General features: G+C 70.0%; 12 protein-coding genes. 5 read left to right on the top strand and 7 right to left on the bottom strand.

Features of this window, described 5'->3' with window-relative positions:
- Positions 1–37 precede the first annotated feature (37 nt).
- The 6 genes from NR798_RS19745 to NR798_RS19770 form a co-directional block, all read right to left on the bottom strand.
- Positions 38–5,476, bottom strand: a complete 5,439-nt coding sequence (locus NR798_RS19745; RefSeq protein ID WP_375773038.1) for an amino acid adenylation domain-containing protein — start codon at positions 5,474–5,476, stop codon at positions 38–40.
- A gap of 96 nt (positions 5,477–5,572) precedes the next feature.
- On the bottom strand, positions 5,573–6,127 hold the full coding sequence (locus tag NR798_RS19750) for a hypothetical protein (protein WP_375773039.1): 555 nt from the start codon (positions 6,125–6,127) through the stop codon (positions 5,573–5,575).
- A complete protein-coding gene (locus tag NR798_RS19755; RefSeq protein ID WP_375773040.1) occupies positions 6,127–7,149 on the bottom strand; it encodes a M28 family peptidase in 1,023 nt (340 codons plus the stop codon). Before NR798_RS19755 ends, NR798_RS19750 begins: the two co-directional genes overlap by 1 nt.
- A gap of 2 nt (positions 7,150–7,151) precedes the next feature.
- The gene (locus NR798_RS19760; protein WP_375773041.1) at positions 7,152–7,733 is read right to left on the bottom strand and encodes a hypothetical protein; all 582 of its coding nucleotides are present in this window, start codon (positions 7,731–7,733) and stop codon (positions 7,152–7,154) included.
- A gap of 126 nt (positions 7,734–7,859) precedes the next feature.
- Entirely contained in the window at positions 7,860–8,447 is a 588-nt protein-coding gene (gene cysC, locus NR798_RS19765; protein WP_375773042.1) for an adenylyl-sulfate kinase, read from the bottom strand.
- A 263-nt stretch (positions 8,448–8,710) separates the two neighbouring features.
- Positions 8,711–8,923, bottom strand: a complete 213-nt coding sequence (locus NR798_RS19770) for a hypothetical protein (protein ID WP_375773043.1) — start codon at positions 8,921–8,923, stop codon at positions 8,711–8,713.
- A 120-nt stretch (positions 8,924–9,043) separates the two neighbouring features.
- On the opposite strand from NR798_RS19770, the gene NR798_RS19775 reads away from it, so the two are divergent.
- The 4 genes from NR798_RS19775 (at position 9,044) to NR798_RS19790 (ending at position 14,631) form a co-directional block, all read left to right on the top strand.
- Complete coding sequence (locus NR798_RS19775; protein ID WP_375773044.1) at positions 9,044–9,643, top strand: hypothetical protein; 600 nt, start codon at positions 9,044–9,046, stop codon at positions 9,641–9,643.
- Between the two features lie 47 nt (positions 9,644–9,690).
- Positions 9,691–10,215 (top strand): FHA domain-containing protein, encoded by a 525-nt coding sequence (locus tag NR798_RS19780; RefSeq protein WP_375773045.1) that lies wholly within the window; start codon positions 9,691–9,693, stop codon positions 10,213–10,215.
- Between the two features lie 79 nt (positions 10,216–10,294).
- Positions 10,295–11,557, top strand: a complete 1,263-nt coding sequence (locus NR798_RS19785; protein ID WP_047857118.1) for a Stp1/IreP family PP2C-type Ser/Thr phosphatase — start codon at positions 10,295–10,297, stop codon at positions 11,555–11,557.
- A gap of 104 nt (positions 11,558–11,661) precedes the next feature.
- A complete protein-coding gene (locus tag NR798_RS19790; protein WP_375773046.1) occupies positions 11,662–14,631 on the top strand; it encodes a carboxypeptidase regulatory-like domain-containing protein in 2,970 nt (989 codons plus the stop codon).
- 197 nt (positions 14,632–14,828) lie between these two features.
- Here the strand turns inward: NR798_RS19790 and NR798_RS19795 are convergent, their stop codons facing one another.
- Positions 14,829–15,251 (bottom strand): GFA family protein, encoded by a 423-nt coding sequence (locus NR798_RS19795; RefSeq protein WP_375773047.1) that lies wholly within the window; start codon positions 15,249–15,251, stop codon positions 14,829–14,831.
- Between the two features lie 200 nt (positions 15,252–15,451).
- On the opposite strand from NR798_RS19795, the gene NR798_RS19800 reads away from it, so the two are divergent.
- A complete protein-coding gene (locus tag NR798_RS19800) occupies positions 15,452–15,706 on the top strand; it encodes a hypothetical protein (RefSeq protein ID WP_375773048.1) in 255 nt (84 codons plus the stop codon).
- The last annotated feature ends 68 nt before the right edge of the window (positions 15,707–15,774 follow it).

Genomic DNA, 15,774 nt, shown 5'->3' on the forward strand with positions numbered 1-15,774 from the left:
GACACATCAAAGAGGGAAAGAAGGGAGATGACGTCGGCTACTTGCCGCCGGGCTTGCGGAGCCGGGCCTGGGCTGCCTGCTGGCGCTTGCCCATGGCGGCCTTGCGCTTGTCTGCCTCGTCCTTGAGCTTCTGGGCGGCATTGGCTTGCGAGGACTCGTCCGGCTTGCGGCTGAGGAACCCGGCGAGCGAGCTGACGGTCGAGTACTTGAACATGTCCACGAGGGCGAGCTCGCACTTGAGCTCCTCGCGCAGGCGGCGGTGCACCCGGGCGATGAGCATGGAGTTGCCGCCCAGCTCGAAGAAGTTGTCGTGGAGGCCGACGCGGTCGACCTTGAGGATGTCCTGCCAGATGGTGGCGATGTCTCGCTCGAGCGAGCTCTGGGGCGCGACGTAGGCGGCGGCCAGGGCGGGGCGCTCGCCCTCGGGGGCGGGCAGGGCCCGGGTGTCCACCTTGCCGTTGGGCGACAGCGGCAGCGAGGCCAGCGGCATGAACGCCGAGGGAATCATGTACGGCGGGAGCTGCTCCGCCAGCGCCGCGTGGAGGTCGCTGCTCGTCAGGGCCGTGTTGGCGAGCACCACGTACGCCACCAGCCGCTTGTCCCCCGGCGAGTCCTCGCGGGCCATGACGAAGGCCTCGCGCACCTCGGGGTGCTGCTTGATCGCCGCTTCCACCTCACCCAGCTCGATGCGGAAGCCGCGGATCTTCACCTGGTCGTCGACGCGGGCGAGGTACTCCAGCACGCCATCGGGCAGCCAGCGGGCCATGTCGCCGGTGCGGTACAGGCGCTCGTTGGGCTTGAAGGGGTGGGGGATGAAGCGCTCGGAGGACAGCTCCGGGCGGCGCCAGTAACCCCGCGCGAGTCCCAGGCCGCCCACGTACAGCTCACCCGGGCAGCCCACGGGCAGCAGGTTGCGCTCGGCGTCGAGCACGTACACGGACGTGTTGATGACGGGCTTGCCGATGGGGACCCAGGTGTGGCCGTGCAGGTCCTCGGCGCGGATGGGGTAGTAGGTGGAGCAGACGGTGGTCTCGGTGAGGCCGTAGCCGTTGACGACCTGGGTGGTGCCGACGAGGCGCTCCATGTCGGCGGCCACGAGGGCCTCGCCGCCGCTGAGCACGAGGCGCAGCGGGGGCAGCTCGTCCTTGCGCGCGTTGAGGCCGGCGAGCACGGCGGGCACGGTGCTGACGATGGAGATGGACTGCCGAGCGATCAGCTCGAAGAGCTTCTCCAGGTCGAGGATCTCATCCTCGGTGGGCAGCACGAGGGTGCCACCGGCGCACAGCAGCGGGAGGATCTCCCCCACGAAGCTGGCCGAGGACAGCGAGGTGAGCGGGAGGATGCGGTCCTTCTCACCGGGCTGGTACGAGTCGATGAACGAACGGACGAGGTTGGTGATACCGGCATGCTCCAGCATCACGCCCTTGGGCTGTCCGGTGGAGCCGGAGGTGTAGATGAGGCACGCGAGGCCGTTCGGCTGCAGCAGGGCCGGGGACGCCTCGGTGCCCGAGCTCCAGTCCATGTCGGTGTCCAGGCAGAGGACCCGGACCTCGCCGTCCTTGGAGGAGAGCTGCCCGAGCTGGCGGCGCAGCCAGGACTGGGTGAGGAGGACGGGCACCTGCGCGTCCTCGAGGATGTAGGCCAGCCGCTCGGCGGGGTAGGCGGGGTCGAGCGGCACGTAGGCGGCGCCGGTCTGGAGGACGGCGAGCACGGAGACGATCGTCTCCAGGGAGCGCTCCAGGCAGAGGCCGACGATGGAGCCGGAGCCCACGCCCTCGGAGCGCAGCCACGAGGCGAGCCGTCCGGCGCGCTGACGCAGCTCGCGGTAGGAGAGCCGCTCGTCCTTGAAGAGCACGGCGGTGGCGTCGGGGGTGCGCTCGGCCTGCGCGGCGAACATCGTGGGGACGTTCTGGTCCGCGGCCAGGGGGACGTGCGTGCCGTGCCACTCGACGAGGAGCTGCTGGCGCTCGGCGTCGGTGAGCAGGGGCAGCTGGGCGAGCGGCTTGCGCGGATCGGCGACGATGCCGCCGAGCAGGGTGCGCAGGTGCCCGGCCATGCGGGCGATGGAGCCGGCTTCGTAGAGGTCGGTGTTGTACTCGAAGGAGGCGACCATGCCGCCGTCCGCCTCGCCGAGGGTGAGCGTCAGGTCGAACTGGGCGACGTGGTGCTCCAGGGTGAGGGACTCGAGCCGCAGGCCGGCGAGCTGCGCCTGGGCGCCGGCGATGTCGAGCGCGAAGGGCGTCAGGCCGCGCTCGTCGAGCTTGTAGGCCCGCTGGTAGGAGAACATCACCTGGAAGAGCGGGGAGCGGCTGGGGTCGCGAACCGGCTGGAGCCGCTCGACGAGGGTGTTGAAGGGGTAGTCCTGGTGCTCGAAGGCATCCAGCGTGGTCTGGCGGTTCTTCGCGAGGAAGGCCTCGAAGGATTGAGTCGGCGAGGGCCGGGTGCGCAGGACGAGCGGGTTGACGTAGTAGCCGGCGACGCGGGCGAGGTCGGCCTTGTTGCGGCCGGCGCTCACCACGCCGAGGGTGAAGTCCTGCTGGCCGGTGTAGCGGTGCAGCAGCACCTGGAAGGCGGACTGGAGCACCATGGCCAGCGTGGAGCCCTGGGCCTGGGCGAGCGCCTTGAGTCCCTCCACGAGCCGGGAGTCCAGGCGGGTGGTGTGGATGCGGCCGTTGAACGTCTGGACGGGCGGGCGAGGGTGGTCCGTGGGCAGGTTGAGGACGGGCAGCTCACCGCCGAGCTGCTCGCGCCAGTACTTCTCGAGCGTCTGGCCGCGGGGCCCGGCGAGCATCGCGGCCTGCTCACGGGCGGAGTCGGCGCAGGTGGTCTCCAGGGCGGGCAGCTCGGCCTTCCGGCCCGCGCACTCGGCGGGGTAGAGCGCGTCGAGCTCCTCGGCCAGCACCGCCAGCGACCAGAAGTCGGTGACGATGTGGTGCATCGTGATGAGCAGCACGTGCTCCTGGGCCGCGCGGGTGAGGACGCGCACGCGCAGCAGCGGCCCGTGCTCCAGGTCGAAGGGCTTTTTCGCCTCGTCGATGAGGCGCGCATCGAGCTCCGTCTCGCCGAGGGCCGCGGCGTCCACGGCCTCGAAGTCGAGCGCCATGCTCGCGTGCACGTGCTGGACGGGACCCGTGGGGGTCATGGCGAACGTGGTGCGCAGCGCGGGGTGGCGCGCGACGAGCGTCTCGAAGGAGCGCCGCAGGGCCGCCATGTCCAGGGCGGAGCGCACGCGGACGGCGACGGGCACGTGGTACGCGGAGCTGCCGGGCGCGAGCTGGTGCAGGAACCACAGGGCCTGCTGTCCGCCGGACAGGGGCGCGTCACCCTCGGCGCGGGGCTTCGGGGCCTCCTTCACAGCGGCGGCCTGGGGCGCGGACAGGTAGCCGAGGACGAGCTCCGTCAGCTTCGACAGGCTGGGCCCTTGCATGACGTCGGAGAGCGGCATCTCCACGCCGAGGCCGGACTCCACGCTGCTCTTCAGGTCCACCGCCATCAGCGAGTCCATGCCGAAGGCATAGAGCGGCTTGCTCGTGTCGAGCTGGCTGGTGGGGATGCGCAGCACGCGGGAGGCCTGCTCCTGGATGTGCAGCAGCAGGAGCGAGTGGCGGATCGCCGGATCCTGCACGGCGGCGAGCGCCTTCAGGATGAAGCTCGGCTCGCGCTTGGGGGCGGCCTGCTCCTTCACGGTGGGAGGGGCATCCAGGACGCTCTTGTGGACGATCTCCAGGCTGTCGGAGAGGAAGTCCTTCTTGGTGGCGTGGCGCTGGATCTTCCCGCTGGACGTCTTGGGGATGCTGCCGGCCTGGAGCAGCAGCACGCCGTGGGCCTGCAGCTCGTGCTGGTCCGCGATGGCCTGGCGGATGGTCTGCGCGAGGCCCTCCAGGTCGACGGTGCCGGACTCGACGGCCTTGCGGTCGATCTCATGGGCCACCACCAGGCGCTCCTCGCCCTGGACGTCGATGGCGAACGCCGCGCCGCAGCCGGGCCGCAGGGACGGGTGGGTCCGCTCCACGGTCTGCTCGAGGTCCTGCGGGTAGTGGTTGCGGCCGCGGATGATGATGAGGTCCTTGAGGCGCGCGGTGACGAAGAGCTCGCCCTCCAGGAGGAAGCCGAGGTCTCCGGTGCGCAGGAAGCGCGAGCCGTCCGTGGCGCCCTGGGGCACGCCGTGGAAGGCGCGGGCGGTGGCCTCGGGCTGGCCCCAGTAACCCTGGGCCACGCTGGGGCCGGACACCCAGATCTCTCCCACCTCGCCGGAGGCGCACGGCGCGCCGGTCTCGGGGTGGATGATGAGGAGCTGCTGATCCGTGAGGCAGCGGCCGGAGCCCACCTGGGTCTGCGCGGTGGGCAGCGCCGGGGAGACGATCTCCGCGCGGCTCTTCTGGAGCGTCACGGTGTCGAAGGTGCGCTCAACGGGCAGCTCGGCCTTGTGGCCGCCGGTGACGATCAGCGTGGCCTCGGCGAGGCCGTAGCAGGGGTAGTAGGCCTGCGCGCGGAAGCCGGCGGGCCCGAAGGTGTCCGCGAAGCGCTTGAGCGTCTCCGGGCGGATGGGCTCGGCGCCGTTGAAGGCCAGGTCCCAGTGGCTCAGGTCCAGCGCCGCGAGCTCCTCGGGGGTGACCTTCCGCGCGCACAGATCGTAGGCGAAGTTGGGGCCGCCGCTGGTGGTGGCCTTGTACTTGGAGATGGCCTGCAGCCAGCGCAGCGGCTTCTTGAGGAAGTCCACGGGCGACAGCAGCGTGACGGGGAAGCCGCCGTAGAGCGGCTGGAGGATGCCGCCGATGAGGCCCATGTCGTGGTAGGGCGGCAGCCAGATGACACCCTGGCTCTTGCGCGAGTGCCCGAAGCACGCGTGGATGAGCGACAGGTTGTGCATCAGGTTGGAGTGCGTGAGCATCACGCCCTTGGGCGTGCTGGTGGAGCCCGAGGTGTACTGGAGGAAGGCGAGCGTGCTGGGGCTCGCGCTCGGGTCCTTCCACTGCTCGGCCACGGCGGCGTCGAGCGTGTCGGTGGCCATCCACTGCAGCGACTTCAGCTCCGGGGCCTGCTCGAAGAGCATCTCGGCCATGCCGAGGATGAAGTCGGTGGTGAGGGCCACCGTGGCCTGCGCGTCGTTGCTGATGGCGAGCAGGCGGGGCAGGGTGCGTCCCAGCCGCATCGGATCCGGCGGGTAGATGGGGACGGCGGTGACGCCGGCGTAGAGGCAGCCGAAGAAGCCCGCGATGTAGTCCAGCCCCGGCGGGTAGAGCAGCAGGGCGCGCTGGCCCTGGGCGCCCATGCGCTGGAGCGAGGCGGCGATGGCGCGCGCCTTGCGATCCAACTCCGCGTACGAGAGGTGGGCCTCCTCGCTCTCGCCGTCGACGAGGAACGTATAGCCACGGAAGTCGGGCTCGCGCTGGGCCCAGGTGCGCAGCAGCTCGACGAGCGTGTCACAGTGCACGTCTGGGAGGGCGGGGGAGCCGGAAGTCGCACCGGGGTTCATGGAGTCTCCTCGTTTTTCGCTATGGGGCGTCCATCGCGACCGCTGGAGCACCAGCGGCGCGTGGGGAAGCATTCGGACTTCAGGTGCGGCGCGACGTTAGAAGGTGGCTCCGACTTCCAGCAGCCCGACCGAGTAGTTGATGCCCAGACCGGGAAGGTCCGAGCCAACGCCGAGGCCGAGCTGCAGGAGGGAGAGCTGCACCGACTGGAAATCGAAGCGGACCGGGGCGAGCGTGACGCCCAGGGACATGGCGGGCCCCGCGATGCGGGTGGGGTGCGCCGGGGTGAGGAAGCTCAGGCGCTCACCGAACAGGGTGGACAGCGTGAGCAGGGCCGCTGGGGCGTACGTGCCGCTGCGCTGGATGCCGGCGCCCACGCGCAGCGATGCCGCGTTGCCCAGCAGCGACAGGTAGCTGAGATCCGCCTGGAGGATGAACCGGTCGTTCAGGGTGTCCCGCACGCCGACCCCTCCACCGACGCCGCCGATCGTCCGGGCCTCGGACAGGTAAACCTCGGCGCCCGCGACGGTGTAGACGGAGAGCCGGTGGCTCGAGGCCGAGGGCTCCTCCGCCCTGGCCTCCCCGTGACTCAGCAGTCCGAGCCCCAGCGCGAGCACGCCGGCCTTCATGGACATGGGATGCAGGGTCTTCATCACTTCACTCCCCCCGCCCAGTAGGCGATCGTGGCGGCGGCCACGCGGGTGGCCTGACCGAGGCGGATCGGATCCAGCTTGTCCGGCGTGTCGGTCTCCTTGTGGTAGTGCGGGTTGCGGAAGGGCGCGGTGTCGGTGAGGAACACGGCCTGCTGGTGGTTGAACCAGAAGGGCATGTGATCGCTCAGCCCCAGGGACAGCCCCATGGTGGGGGTGCCATTGCCGGAGGAGATGAGCGGGACCGCCTTCATCAGGTTCAGCTCGTTGTTGAGCGCGTAGATCTCCGCGGCCTGGTGGCTGGACTCGTCGTTGCCGATGATGGCCAGGAAGTCGCCCTTGGAGGGCGCGGGCAGGCCGGGAATCGAGCCCTGGGAGTCCTCGGCGTCGGAGTAGTAGCCGATGCAGTCGAAGACGAGCGCGGTGACGACATTCTCCGCCTTGCCTTCCTTCACGTACCGGTGGCTGCCGGTGATGCCGTACTCCTCCAGGTCGAAGCCGACGAACCGGATGGTGCGCTCGAAGCGGTGGCCGGAGAGCACCCGGGCCAGCTCCAGCATCGCCGCGACACCGCTGCTGTTGTCATCGGCGCCCTGCCAGAAGGCATCGAAGTGGGCCCCCACCAGGATGACCTCGTCGGGCTTGGAGACGCCCTTGAGCTCCGCGACGATGTTGTTGCTGCGCACGCTGGCGTCACCGTCCGATACGTCGTTGGTGACCGTCATCACGTCGAGCGCCTGGAACTGCGAGCGCAGCCATTCGCCCGACTTGGTATTCGAGAGGTGGCACAGCTCGGGGAACGCCTTGATGGCCCCCTCCGCGAACAGGGGCGCGCAGTCGATGGACATGTCCGAGCCGTGCTGCTCGGTCAGCGCCATCAGGTTGCTCCAGACGCGCTCGGGCTGGACCTCGTCGGCCACGGCCTTCAAGGCGGGCAGATCGGCGCCTTCCAGGACCTGGGTCGGGGCACACGCGCCGAGCCCGAGGCCCGCGGCGATCACGAGGAGGGAAGAACGAAGCGGCATGCTCACAGCTGCACCTCCAGACGGCCCAGACCGATGTGAAGCCGCTGCACCGTCCCGAAGGGCGGGCCCACCGGGCCCCACTGCACCTCCGGGCCCCCCACCACGAAGCGGCCGAAGTGGAACCGCAGGGGCGCGACATGCACGGCGAAGTACATCGGGCCGGTGCGCGCATCGTCCTGCTCGAACAGCTCCTTGGCGAAGGGGATGCGCAGCTTCTGCCAGGGCGTCGCGACCCGGCTGAACCCCAGCTCCAGGCCTCCGGCGGGCTCCCAGAAGCCCACCCGCGTGCGCAGCTCGCCCCGGGCGTAGGCCTCGAGCGGGAAGGTCGTCTTCGCCGCGGGGAAGGCGAACCGCAGTCCGCCGCCCACGAACAGGTTGCGGCCGAGCCCGGTGGTGCCCAGGGCCCGCTGGTACGCGGCGTCCAGCGTCATGGCCTCCTCGGAGGGCCGCCACAGCCCGAAGTGCCGGAAGCTCGAAATGCCGACCGAGATGCCCTGGGCCACGGGCTCTCCGGGCTCGGCCTGGGCCGCCGAGGCGAGCAGCAACGCGCCCGCGAGGAGCCCTCTGGTGTGGTGTGCGTGCATGATGGTGGGGACCTGCTTGGTGGGGGGCTAGGAGGCGGCAGCCTGAATCAGCCGGTGGGCCTCGTACAACGACATGTCTGGTAGTGGGCGTACGTGCAGTGCGCCCACCCTGCCGTGACCGGGGTGTTACGCGGTGAGTCCCCGCTGGCGCAGCGCGGCGAGGATGCGCTCCACGCTCTGCTCCACCGTCTCCGAGTCCGTGTAGACGGTGACCTCGGGGGACTCGGGCGGCTCGTAGGGGTCCGAGACGCCGGTGAAGTGGGGGATCTCCCCCGCCAGCGCCTTCTTGTAGAGACCTTTCACGTCACGGTGCACGAGCGCGTCCAGGCTGGCCTTCGCGTACACCTCGATGAAGGGCGTGCCCGCTTCCGTGGCCAGTTGCCGCACCTCGTCGCGCGAGCCGCGGTAGGGCGAGATGGCCGCGGAGATGACGGCCACCCGGTGCCGGGCGAGCACCCGCGCCACGTAGCCGATGCGCCGGATGTTCTCCTCGCGATCCGGCCGGGTGAAGCCCAGCCCCCGCGACAGGAACGTCCGCACCTCATCCCCGTCGAGCACCTCGACGGAGTGCGCCCCCTCCAGCCGGCGGCGGACCGCCAGGGACAGCGTGCTCTTGCCCGCACCGGACATGCCGGTGAACCAGAGGATGAAACCCCGAGACTGTTCCGCGCCGGCCTCGGCCGGACGCGCTGCTGCTGAAGCTTGCTGACTCACGGATGGCCCCCTGTGCCTCCCGCCCGCCACTCCACTCGCGGGGCTTTTGGTCTGGATCAGCCACGGCCTGCGTCCCGGATCCTCTTCCGGTGACTGCTCGTGACTCATCCCGTCACAGCATCGCTCGGGACAACCCAGGATGTCGAGACTTCAACGGTTACAAGGGGATGAATTGTAGAGCAATGGACACAACTGGCCCCATCCCGCACGAGGAGGCACTTTCCGCCTTGTCTCTGAGTGGAAATCGAGGGGGGGGGCGCGGCTCAGGAGGCGCGAGGCAGCTTGCGGCGGCCTATTCCATCCTCCGCGTCGTCCGACTCGTAATAGAGGGTGGCCCCTCCCTCGTCGTAGACGACCAGCACGCGCTCACTCTGATCCAACAGACCCGTGGCGGCGGCCGCCGCCTTGCGGACCAGGGTCTCGGTCCGTACGGGATTCTTCTTCGTGTTGCCTGTACGCGTTGACGCACCGGGCATGTGGGAAACGACTCCTTGGAACCCTCACGTACAGGAGGGGGGTAACGTGCTATAGCCAACGTAAACCTTCGTTGACAAGCGCTTGACAAGCCTTGGCTGGAAGCGAGGTAAGGAAGCGTCATGAATCGTCGCTTGCTCCCCTGCGTCCTGTTCACTCTCTGTCTGGCCTCGGCCGCACTGGCGCAGCCGGTCCGGCCGGCGGACTCGGCCACCCCCGCCTGGCTGCCCCGGGGCGCCTTCCTGGGCACCTCCATCCGGGACGGGGCCGTCCTTCCCCAGGCCCGCCTGCAGTGGCAGCTGGTGTTCTTCCAGGGCCGCACGGACACCCTCGGGGTGCTCATCGAGCCCCTGGCCGCCTTCGCGTTGCTCAAGCCGGACACCGTCGTGGAGGGCGCCGACGTCCCCATGAGGTCGCTCCAGCTCTACTCGCTGATGTTCTCCGTGGGGTACACCAACCGGCGGGGGCCCGGCCTGGAGTGGGGCTTCCAGCTGGGCACGGGCCCCGCCTGGTTCCACGCCCGCTTCCGCAATGGCTCCAAGGCCGAGGAGTCCTACTGGGTGGGCCTGCTGGATGGCCGGGCGAGGATCGGCTACCGCTTCAGCTCCGTTTCCCTTGGCCTGGCCGTGGGATATGGTGATCCCTACAACTACAGGCGTTCGAGTCTGGCCCGGCCGTATGTGGGCGGACTGCAACTGGGATTCTATGCGGACTGGCGCTAGGCGCCTCTGGACCCCGACCCCTCGGGTGGGGTGAAGTGTGTAGCGAAATGGTCGAGCTTCTCAGCCTCCACATCGGCCGCTTCCAGCGAGAGCGGGCGGACTACGAGCGCACGCTGCCGGCGGCGGTGCTCGTGTTCTCGCCCGCGCCGTCCATGCTGAGCGCGCCCGAGGGGGATGAGGACGACGAGACGCACCACCACTTCAAGACGCTCACCAACGTGTCCACGCCGATGCTGGGGGTGGGCGAGCCCATCGTCTTCCCGGTGGTGAAGAACCAGGAGAACGCGTTCGGCCGGGGCATCACCGTGGGGCGCACGGGCAACAACGACGTGGTGCTCGACGACGGCACGGTGTCGCGCTTCCACGCCTGGTTCCAGCGCGAGACGGATGGCCGCTTCATCCTCACCGACGCGGGCTCGAAGAACGGCTCGTACGTGGGGGGCGTGCGGTTGACCCCCCGGCGTCCGTCTCCGATCACGGACGGCACCCGTCTGCGCTTCGGCCAGGTGGAGGTCACCTTCTATCTGGCGAGCGGTTTCACGAAGGTGCTCTCGAGGCGGTTGGTACCGTGAGCTTGTCAGCCCTTCCACGGGCTTCGTAACGTGTGATTCACCCCTTTCGAGGGAACAGGGAGCGTTCGCGGTGCCATTGATGACAGAGGCCTTCGGCCTGACCGACGTGGGCCGGAAGCGGCAACACAATGAAGATGCGATGCTCGTGGACGCCCCGCTCGGCCTGTTCATCGTGGCCGATGGCATGGGAGGCCATGCGGCCGGCGAGGTGGCCAGCAACCGTGCCACCGAGGTGGTGCGCCAGCACATGGTGTCCAACCGGCACCTGCTCAAGGACCTGAGCACCAACACGAGCCAGGACGCGCGCAACGCGGCCCAGGCCCTGATGGAAGTGGCCATCCAGCGCGCGTGCGCGGACATCTTCCGCATGGCCCTGGCGGACCCCACCAAGCGCGGCATGGGCACCACCTTCGTGTGCCTCGCCGTGAGCGGCAACAAGGGCGTGATTGGCCACGTGGGTGACTCGCGCATCTACCTGGTGCGTCACGGCCAGTGCCACCGGCTCACCGAGGATCACACCCTGGTGGCCGCCCAGCTCAAGGCCGGCACCATCACCAAGGAGCAGGCCGCCACCTCGCAGTACCGCAACGTCATTACCCGCGCGGTGGGCATCCAGGAGTCCGTCCAGGTCGACACCCTCATCGTCGATCTCTTCCCGGGCGACCTGTTCGTGTTGTGCTCGGACGGTCTGCACGGCTACCTGGACGACGACGAGGTGCTGCCGTTCGTGCAGGGCTCGCAGCCGGCGGAGCTGCCCAAGCGCTTCATCGACCTGGCCAACGAGCGCGGCGGCAAGGACAACATCACCGCGGTGGTGGTGAAGGTGTCCGGCGAAGGCACCATGGAGGCGGAGACCTCCGAGGCGCAGAGCCGCATGGAGGCGCTGCGCAAGATTCCGCTCTTCCGCCACCTCACCTACAAGGAGCAGACGGCGGTGCTGTCCATCGCCACCACGCGCACCTTCCCGGCCGGGAGGGAGATTGTGGTGGAGGGCCAGCCGGGCGAGGAGCTCTTCGTGGTCATCCGCGGCCGGGTGGTCATCGAGAAGAGCGGGGTGGAGATCGCCGAGCTGCGGCCCGGCGGGCACTTCGGCGAGATGGGGCTCATCGACAACGCCCCCCGCTCGGCGACCGTGCGGGCGGTCGAGCCCACGCGCACCATGGTCATCTCGCGCTCGGATCTGATGGGACTCATGAAGCGCGAGTCCATCCTGGCGGTGAAGATGCTGTGGAGCTTCGTGCAGGTGCTCTCGGACCGGTTGAGGGCCACCAACTCGGAGCTGAGCGAGGCGAGGCAGGAGCTGGCGGTGGCGCAGGCCATCCAGCCGTTCGCCGAGGAGTGAGCACCGGGCGGGCGGAAGACGTCAGGCGGGCGACCCGGCCGGAATGAACGGCCGGGAATGTCGGTTGGCAGGCGCGTCGCGGGAGTAAGGTCCCGCGCCGTCCCATGCGCAAATGGCTCGTGATAGGGGCGGCTGCCGCCCTGGTTCTGGTTGCGGTGGCGGTGTTGTGGCCTCGGAGTACGCCACCGCCGCCGCCGGTGTCCGCCGTGGACTCGTCCGCGGCGCGGGTGTTGCCCGACTTCGAAGCGGTGGAGGTGTCCTCCGGGGAGTCGGAGGGCCTCACGCTGACGGGGCGGGTGCTGGACTCGTCGGGCAGGCCCGTGGCGGGCGCGGACGTGTTCCTGTCCGCGAGCGCGCAGAAGACGCTCACCTCGGTGCGCTGTGACGAGTGCGGGCAGGCGCTGCTGGCCTGTCCGGCCCGGGAGAGCGCACCGCACGCGCTGGCCTTCTTCGAGCAGGCGCGGGGTTTCCTCCAGCCGAAGGCGACGGCGCGCACGGACGCGCAGGGCCGTTTCCGTTTCGAGCACCTGGCCGGGGTGTCCTTCTCCGTATGGGCGCGGGCGCCGGGCTTTGGCGCGGCCATGCGCGAGCGCGCGGCCCCGGGAGAGCCGGTGGAGCTGTACCTGCCCCCGTTGCGGAGCATCGGCGGGCAGGTGGTGGACGGGGCGGGCCGGGGGCTGCCGGGCGCGCGCGTGTACGCGGTGTCGCGCAAGGTGCCGTTGCCGTCCGAGACGGTGGCGAGGCCGGATGGCTCCTTCACACTCTCCGGGCTGGGCGAGGGGCCCTTCTACGTGCTGGCCACCGCGGAGGGCTTCCTCCCGGCGGTGGAGTCCCTGGTGGAGGCGGGCCCGCAGCCGGTGCGCTTGAGGCTGGAGACGTCGCGGACGCTGGAGGTGCGCGTCACCCGGCAGGGAGCGCCGGTGACGGCCACGGTGCGGCTGAAGGCGGACCACCTGGCGCGCGAGGCGCGGGCCGAGGGAGGCGTGGCGCGCTTCGAGGGGCTGTACCCGGACGAGCTGGTGGTGACGGCCGAGGCCGGGAAGCTGGGGGCGATTCCCCGCACGCTCTCGCTGAGCGAGAGCCTCACGCAGGTGACGCTCGAACTGGAGGACGCGGGCACGCTGCTGGTCACGGTGGTGGACGAGTCCGGGGAGCCGGTGCCCTCGCCGGAGCTGGTGCTGCGCACGGCCCGGGGCAAGCCCCTCCAGTCGCAGAAGCCGTCCACGGGAGCGCTGGTGCAGTTCGGCCCGCTGGCCGTGGGGGATTACGTGCTGGAGGGCAAGGCGCAGGGCTACCGGGATGCGCAGTTGCCGGCGCGGGTGAAGCAGGGCGAGACGACGCTGGAGCTGGAGCTGGCCCGCGCCACGATGATTTCGGGGCAGGTATTGGACCAGTACGGCCGGCCGGCGCCCAACGTGTCGGTGCTGGTGCAGCCCACGGGCGATGCGGTGACGGCGGACGGGGAGGGCCACTTCCTCGCGGAGGTGCCCACGCCGGGCCTGTACGAGCTGCATGCGCACCACTCCGAGTGGGGCGGCGGGCAGGTGAAGGCGACGGCTCCGGCCGAAGGGGTGAAGCTGGAGCTGGAGCCCCGGGCGGCGCTGGAGGTGACGGTGATGGGGGAGGGGCGCCGGTTGGAGGGCGCGGACGTGGTGCTGTGGGTGGACAACGAGAACATCTTCCGCAGCGACACCTCCTCGGGGCCGGACGGGCTGGTGCCCATGCGCGGGCTGCCGCCGGGGACGTACTCGATGGTGGCCACGCACCGGGACTACCTGCCCTCGGAGCGGCAGAAGGTGGTGGTGGCGGACGGGCAGACGCAGCGGGTGACGGTGACGCTCGAGCCGGGGGCGGTGATTCGCGGCGAGGTGGTGGACACGCGGGGCGCGCCGGTGGCGGAGGCCTCGGTGGCGGTGTTGCCGCGCATGGCCGAGCCGGCGGTGACGGACGCGCAGGGCCGTTTCGAGGTGCGCGCGCTGAAGCCCGGGCGGCCGTACCTCGTGGAGGCCCGGCATGCGAAGTACGACCAGCGCGAGCGCGTGCAGGGCTCGGCCGGTGGCGAGCCGGTGCGGCTGGTGATGGAGGAGCGCACGGTGTTCAGCGGCCGGGTGGTGGCCTCGGACGGCGAGCCGGTGCGGCGCTTCCGGCTGGACGAGCACGACGTGACGAGCTCGGACGGGCGCTTCGAGGTGACGCTGCAGACGGCGGGAGATCGCGTCATCGTGTCGGTGGAGGCGCCGGGCTTCGAGCCGCTGATGGTGGACAAGCCAGCGCAGCCGAGCGAGCTGGGAGACCTGGTGCTGGAGCGGGCGCCGTCGGTGACGGGGCTGGTGCGGGACGAGGGCGGGGCAGCGGTGGCGGACGCGGTGGTGGGGTGTGATGCGTGCGAGGACTCGGTGCTGACGGGGCCGGACGGGCGCTTCACGCTGCCGAGCCCGCCCTTCGTGGCGAGGTTCACGGTGTCTGCGCGCAAGGGGAGGCTGAGCGCGTCGGCGCAGGCCTCGCGCGAGGGGCAGCAGCCGGTGGAACTGGTGTTGAAGCCGGCCACGAAGCTGTACGGGACGGTATACGGGGGCGACGGCAGGCCAGCGGCGGGCATCCAGCTGGAGGGCGTGAACGCGGACCGGGGCGAGCCGGTGAGCATCGTCACGGGGCCGGACGGGAAGTACAGCGTGGACGTGGCTCCGGGCCACTACCGCTTCGCGCTGGGCGCGGCGCGCGAGTTCTCCGGCGAGCCGGCGTTGCTGGTGCAGGTGGAGGGAGGGGAGAAGCGGTTGGACATCGGGCCGGGGCCGGGTTCAACGGCGGTGACGGTGCAGCTCAAGCCCGAGCGGGGCAATGCGCTGTGGGTGATCGCCGGGGATGTGAACGCGAGCAGCCCGCCGACGGCGCTGATGCGGGTGGGCTACGGACAACTGCTCTACCAGCCGAGGGGCGAGCGGGTGACGCTGCAGGGCCTGCCTCCGGGGCGCTACACGCTGGTGTGGACGAACTTCCACACGGAGATGGAAGGAGGTCCGGTGGTGCGCACGGTGCAGTTGCCAGCCTCGGGAGACATCATCCTCAACCCGTGATCACAACCCGCGAGCGCCCTCGCGAGCGCCCCCTCTCCCCTCGGGAGAGGGCTGGGGTGAGGGTGCCTCGTATCCCGGGTTGGATCCGCGTCAGGCCCCCTCTCCCTCTGGGAGAGGGCTGGGGTGAGGGTCAGCCCGCCTTCAGCTCCTGCCCCCTGTCACCCGTCAGCGATGAGGCCCCTGGGCAGCCCGCGGCCTCAACGAGAGGGAGCCGGAATGTTCTTCGGGAACTTCGGTAGAGAGGGGCTCATCGTGTCCCAGGGCTGGGCACTCTGGGTCCAGATGTCGAGCGTCGGCACGCACCAGCTGGGGTCATCGAGGCTGCCGGCCTTGATGGCGACGAAGGACGGGATGCCGCCGCGCGCGAACAGGGGGGAACCACAATCGGAACAGAACTCCCGCCGCACCTCGTTGCCGCTGTCCGCCGTGGACGCATGCTGCCTGGGTGTGCCGTGCAGCAGACGCAGCGAGTCCGCGGGGACGACGGCCACCGTGGAGTGCCCCGTGCCGCTGGCGCGCTGGCAGTCACGGCAGTGGCAGTTGAGGACGGCGATGGGGGCGGCGGAGCACTCATAACGAATGGCCCCACAGGCGCAGCCTCCGGCGAAGGGAACAGGCACCGATAACCTCCCGGGAAAGGGTCAGAGGACCGGCGTCGTAGGCCCGATCGCGCGAGGAGGGCAAGACGGAACCCCCTCTCCCTCTGGGATAGGGCGGGCGCGATTCCGGATTGGCGTTCTGCCTCATCATAAACGCCTGGAAGTCCTGGGTTTGGCGGGTACGACGAATGCCTCGCCTGCCTCTGCCGCTCGAACGATGAGTGCACGCTACTCATGAGTTCGAAGCGCTCGGCCTGCGCGCCGTGCTGCCGCGCAGTGGGCTGGTGGCTTCATCCGAGGCCCAGGTGGCGCTCGCGGGACTTCGCCTCTTCATCGACTCGCGAGACACCCTCGCGGCCGCCCAGCTCGCACGCGCCATCCATTACCCGGAGGAGATGGGGGTTGCTGGCTCACCACCGTCCTCCACGCGCGAGGTGACGCGCTCTTTCACGAACTGCCCTTCTTCGTACGGCTGAGAAAGTTTCGATGTCAGAGGTCTTGTGGCCATGAGCCCGCGCCGGGCGCATACCCCCAAGGGAGTATT

This window comes from Archangium gephyra (assembly GCF_042230915.1).
GTDB classification, from domain to species: domain Bacteria; phylum Myxococcota; class Myxococcia; order Myxococcales; family Myxococcaceae; genus Archangium; species Archangium gephyra_B.

What these genes read in the sequence shown, in the direction of transcription:
- NR798_RS19760 (WP_375773041.1), bottom strand. Translation starts at nt 7,733, where the DNA reads ATGCACGCACACCACACCAGAGGGCTCCTCGCGGGCGCGTTGCTGCTC.
- NR798_RS19770 (WP_375773043.1), bottom strand. Translation starts at nt 8,923, where the DNA reads ATGCCCGGTGCGTCAACGCGTACAGGCAACACGAAGAAGAATCCCGTA.
- NR798_RS19780 (WP_375773045.1), top strand. Translation starts at nt 9,691, where the DNA reads ATGGTCGAGCTTCTCAGCCTCCACATCGGCCGCTTCCAGCGAGAGCGG.
- NR798_RS19785 (WP_047857118.1), top strand. Translation starts at nt 10,295, where the DNA reads ATGACAGAGGCCTTCGGCCTGACCGACGTGGGCCGGAAGCGGCAACAC.
- NR798_RS19775 (WP_375773044.1), top strand. Translation starts at nt 9,044, where the DNA reads ATGAATCGTCGCTTGCTCCCCTGCGTCCTGTTCACTCTCTGTCTGGCC.
- NR798_RS19750 (WP_375773039.1), bottom strand. Translation starts at nt 6,127, where the DNA reads ATGAAGACCCTGCATCCCATGTCCATGAAGGCCGGCGTGCTCGCGCTG.
- NR798_RS19755 (WP_375773040.1), bottom strand. Translation starts at nt 7,149, where the DNA reads ATGCCGCTTCGTTCTTCCCTCCTCGTGATCGCCGCGGGCCTCGGGCTC.
- NR798_RS19745 (WP_375773038.1), bottom strand. Translation starts at nt 5,476, where the DNA reads ATGAACCCCGGTGCGACTTCCGGCTCCCCCGCCCTCCCAGACGTGCAC.
- NR798_RS19790 (WP_375773046.1), top strand. Translation starts at nt 11,662, where the DNA reads ATGCGCAAATGGCTCGTGATAGGGGCGGCTGCCGCCCTGGTTCTGGTT.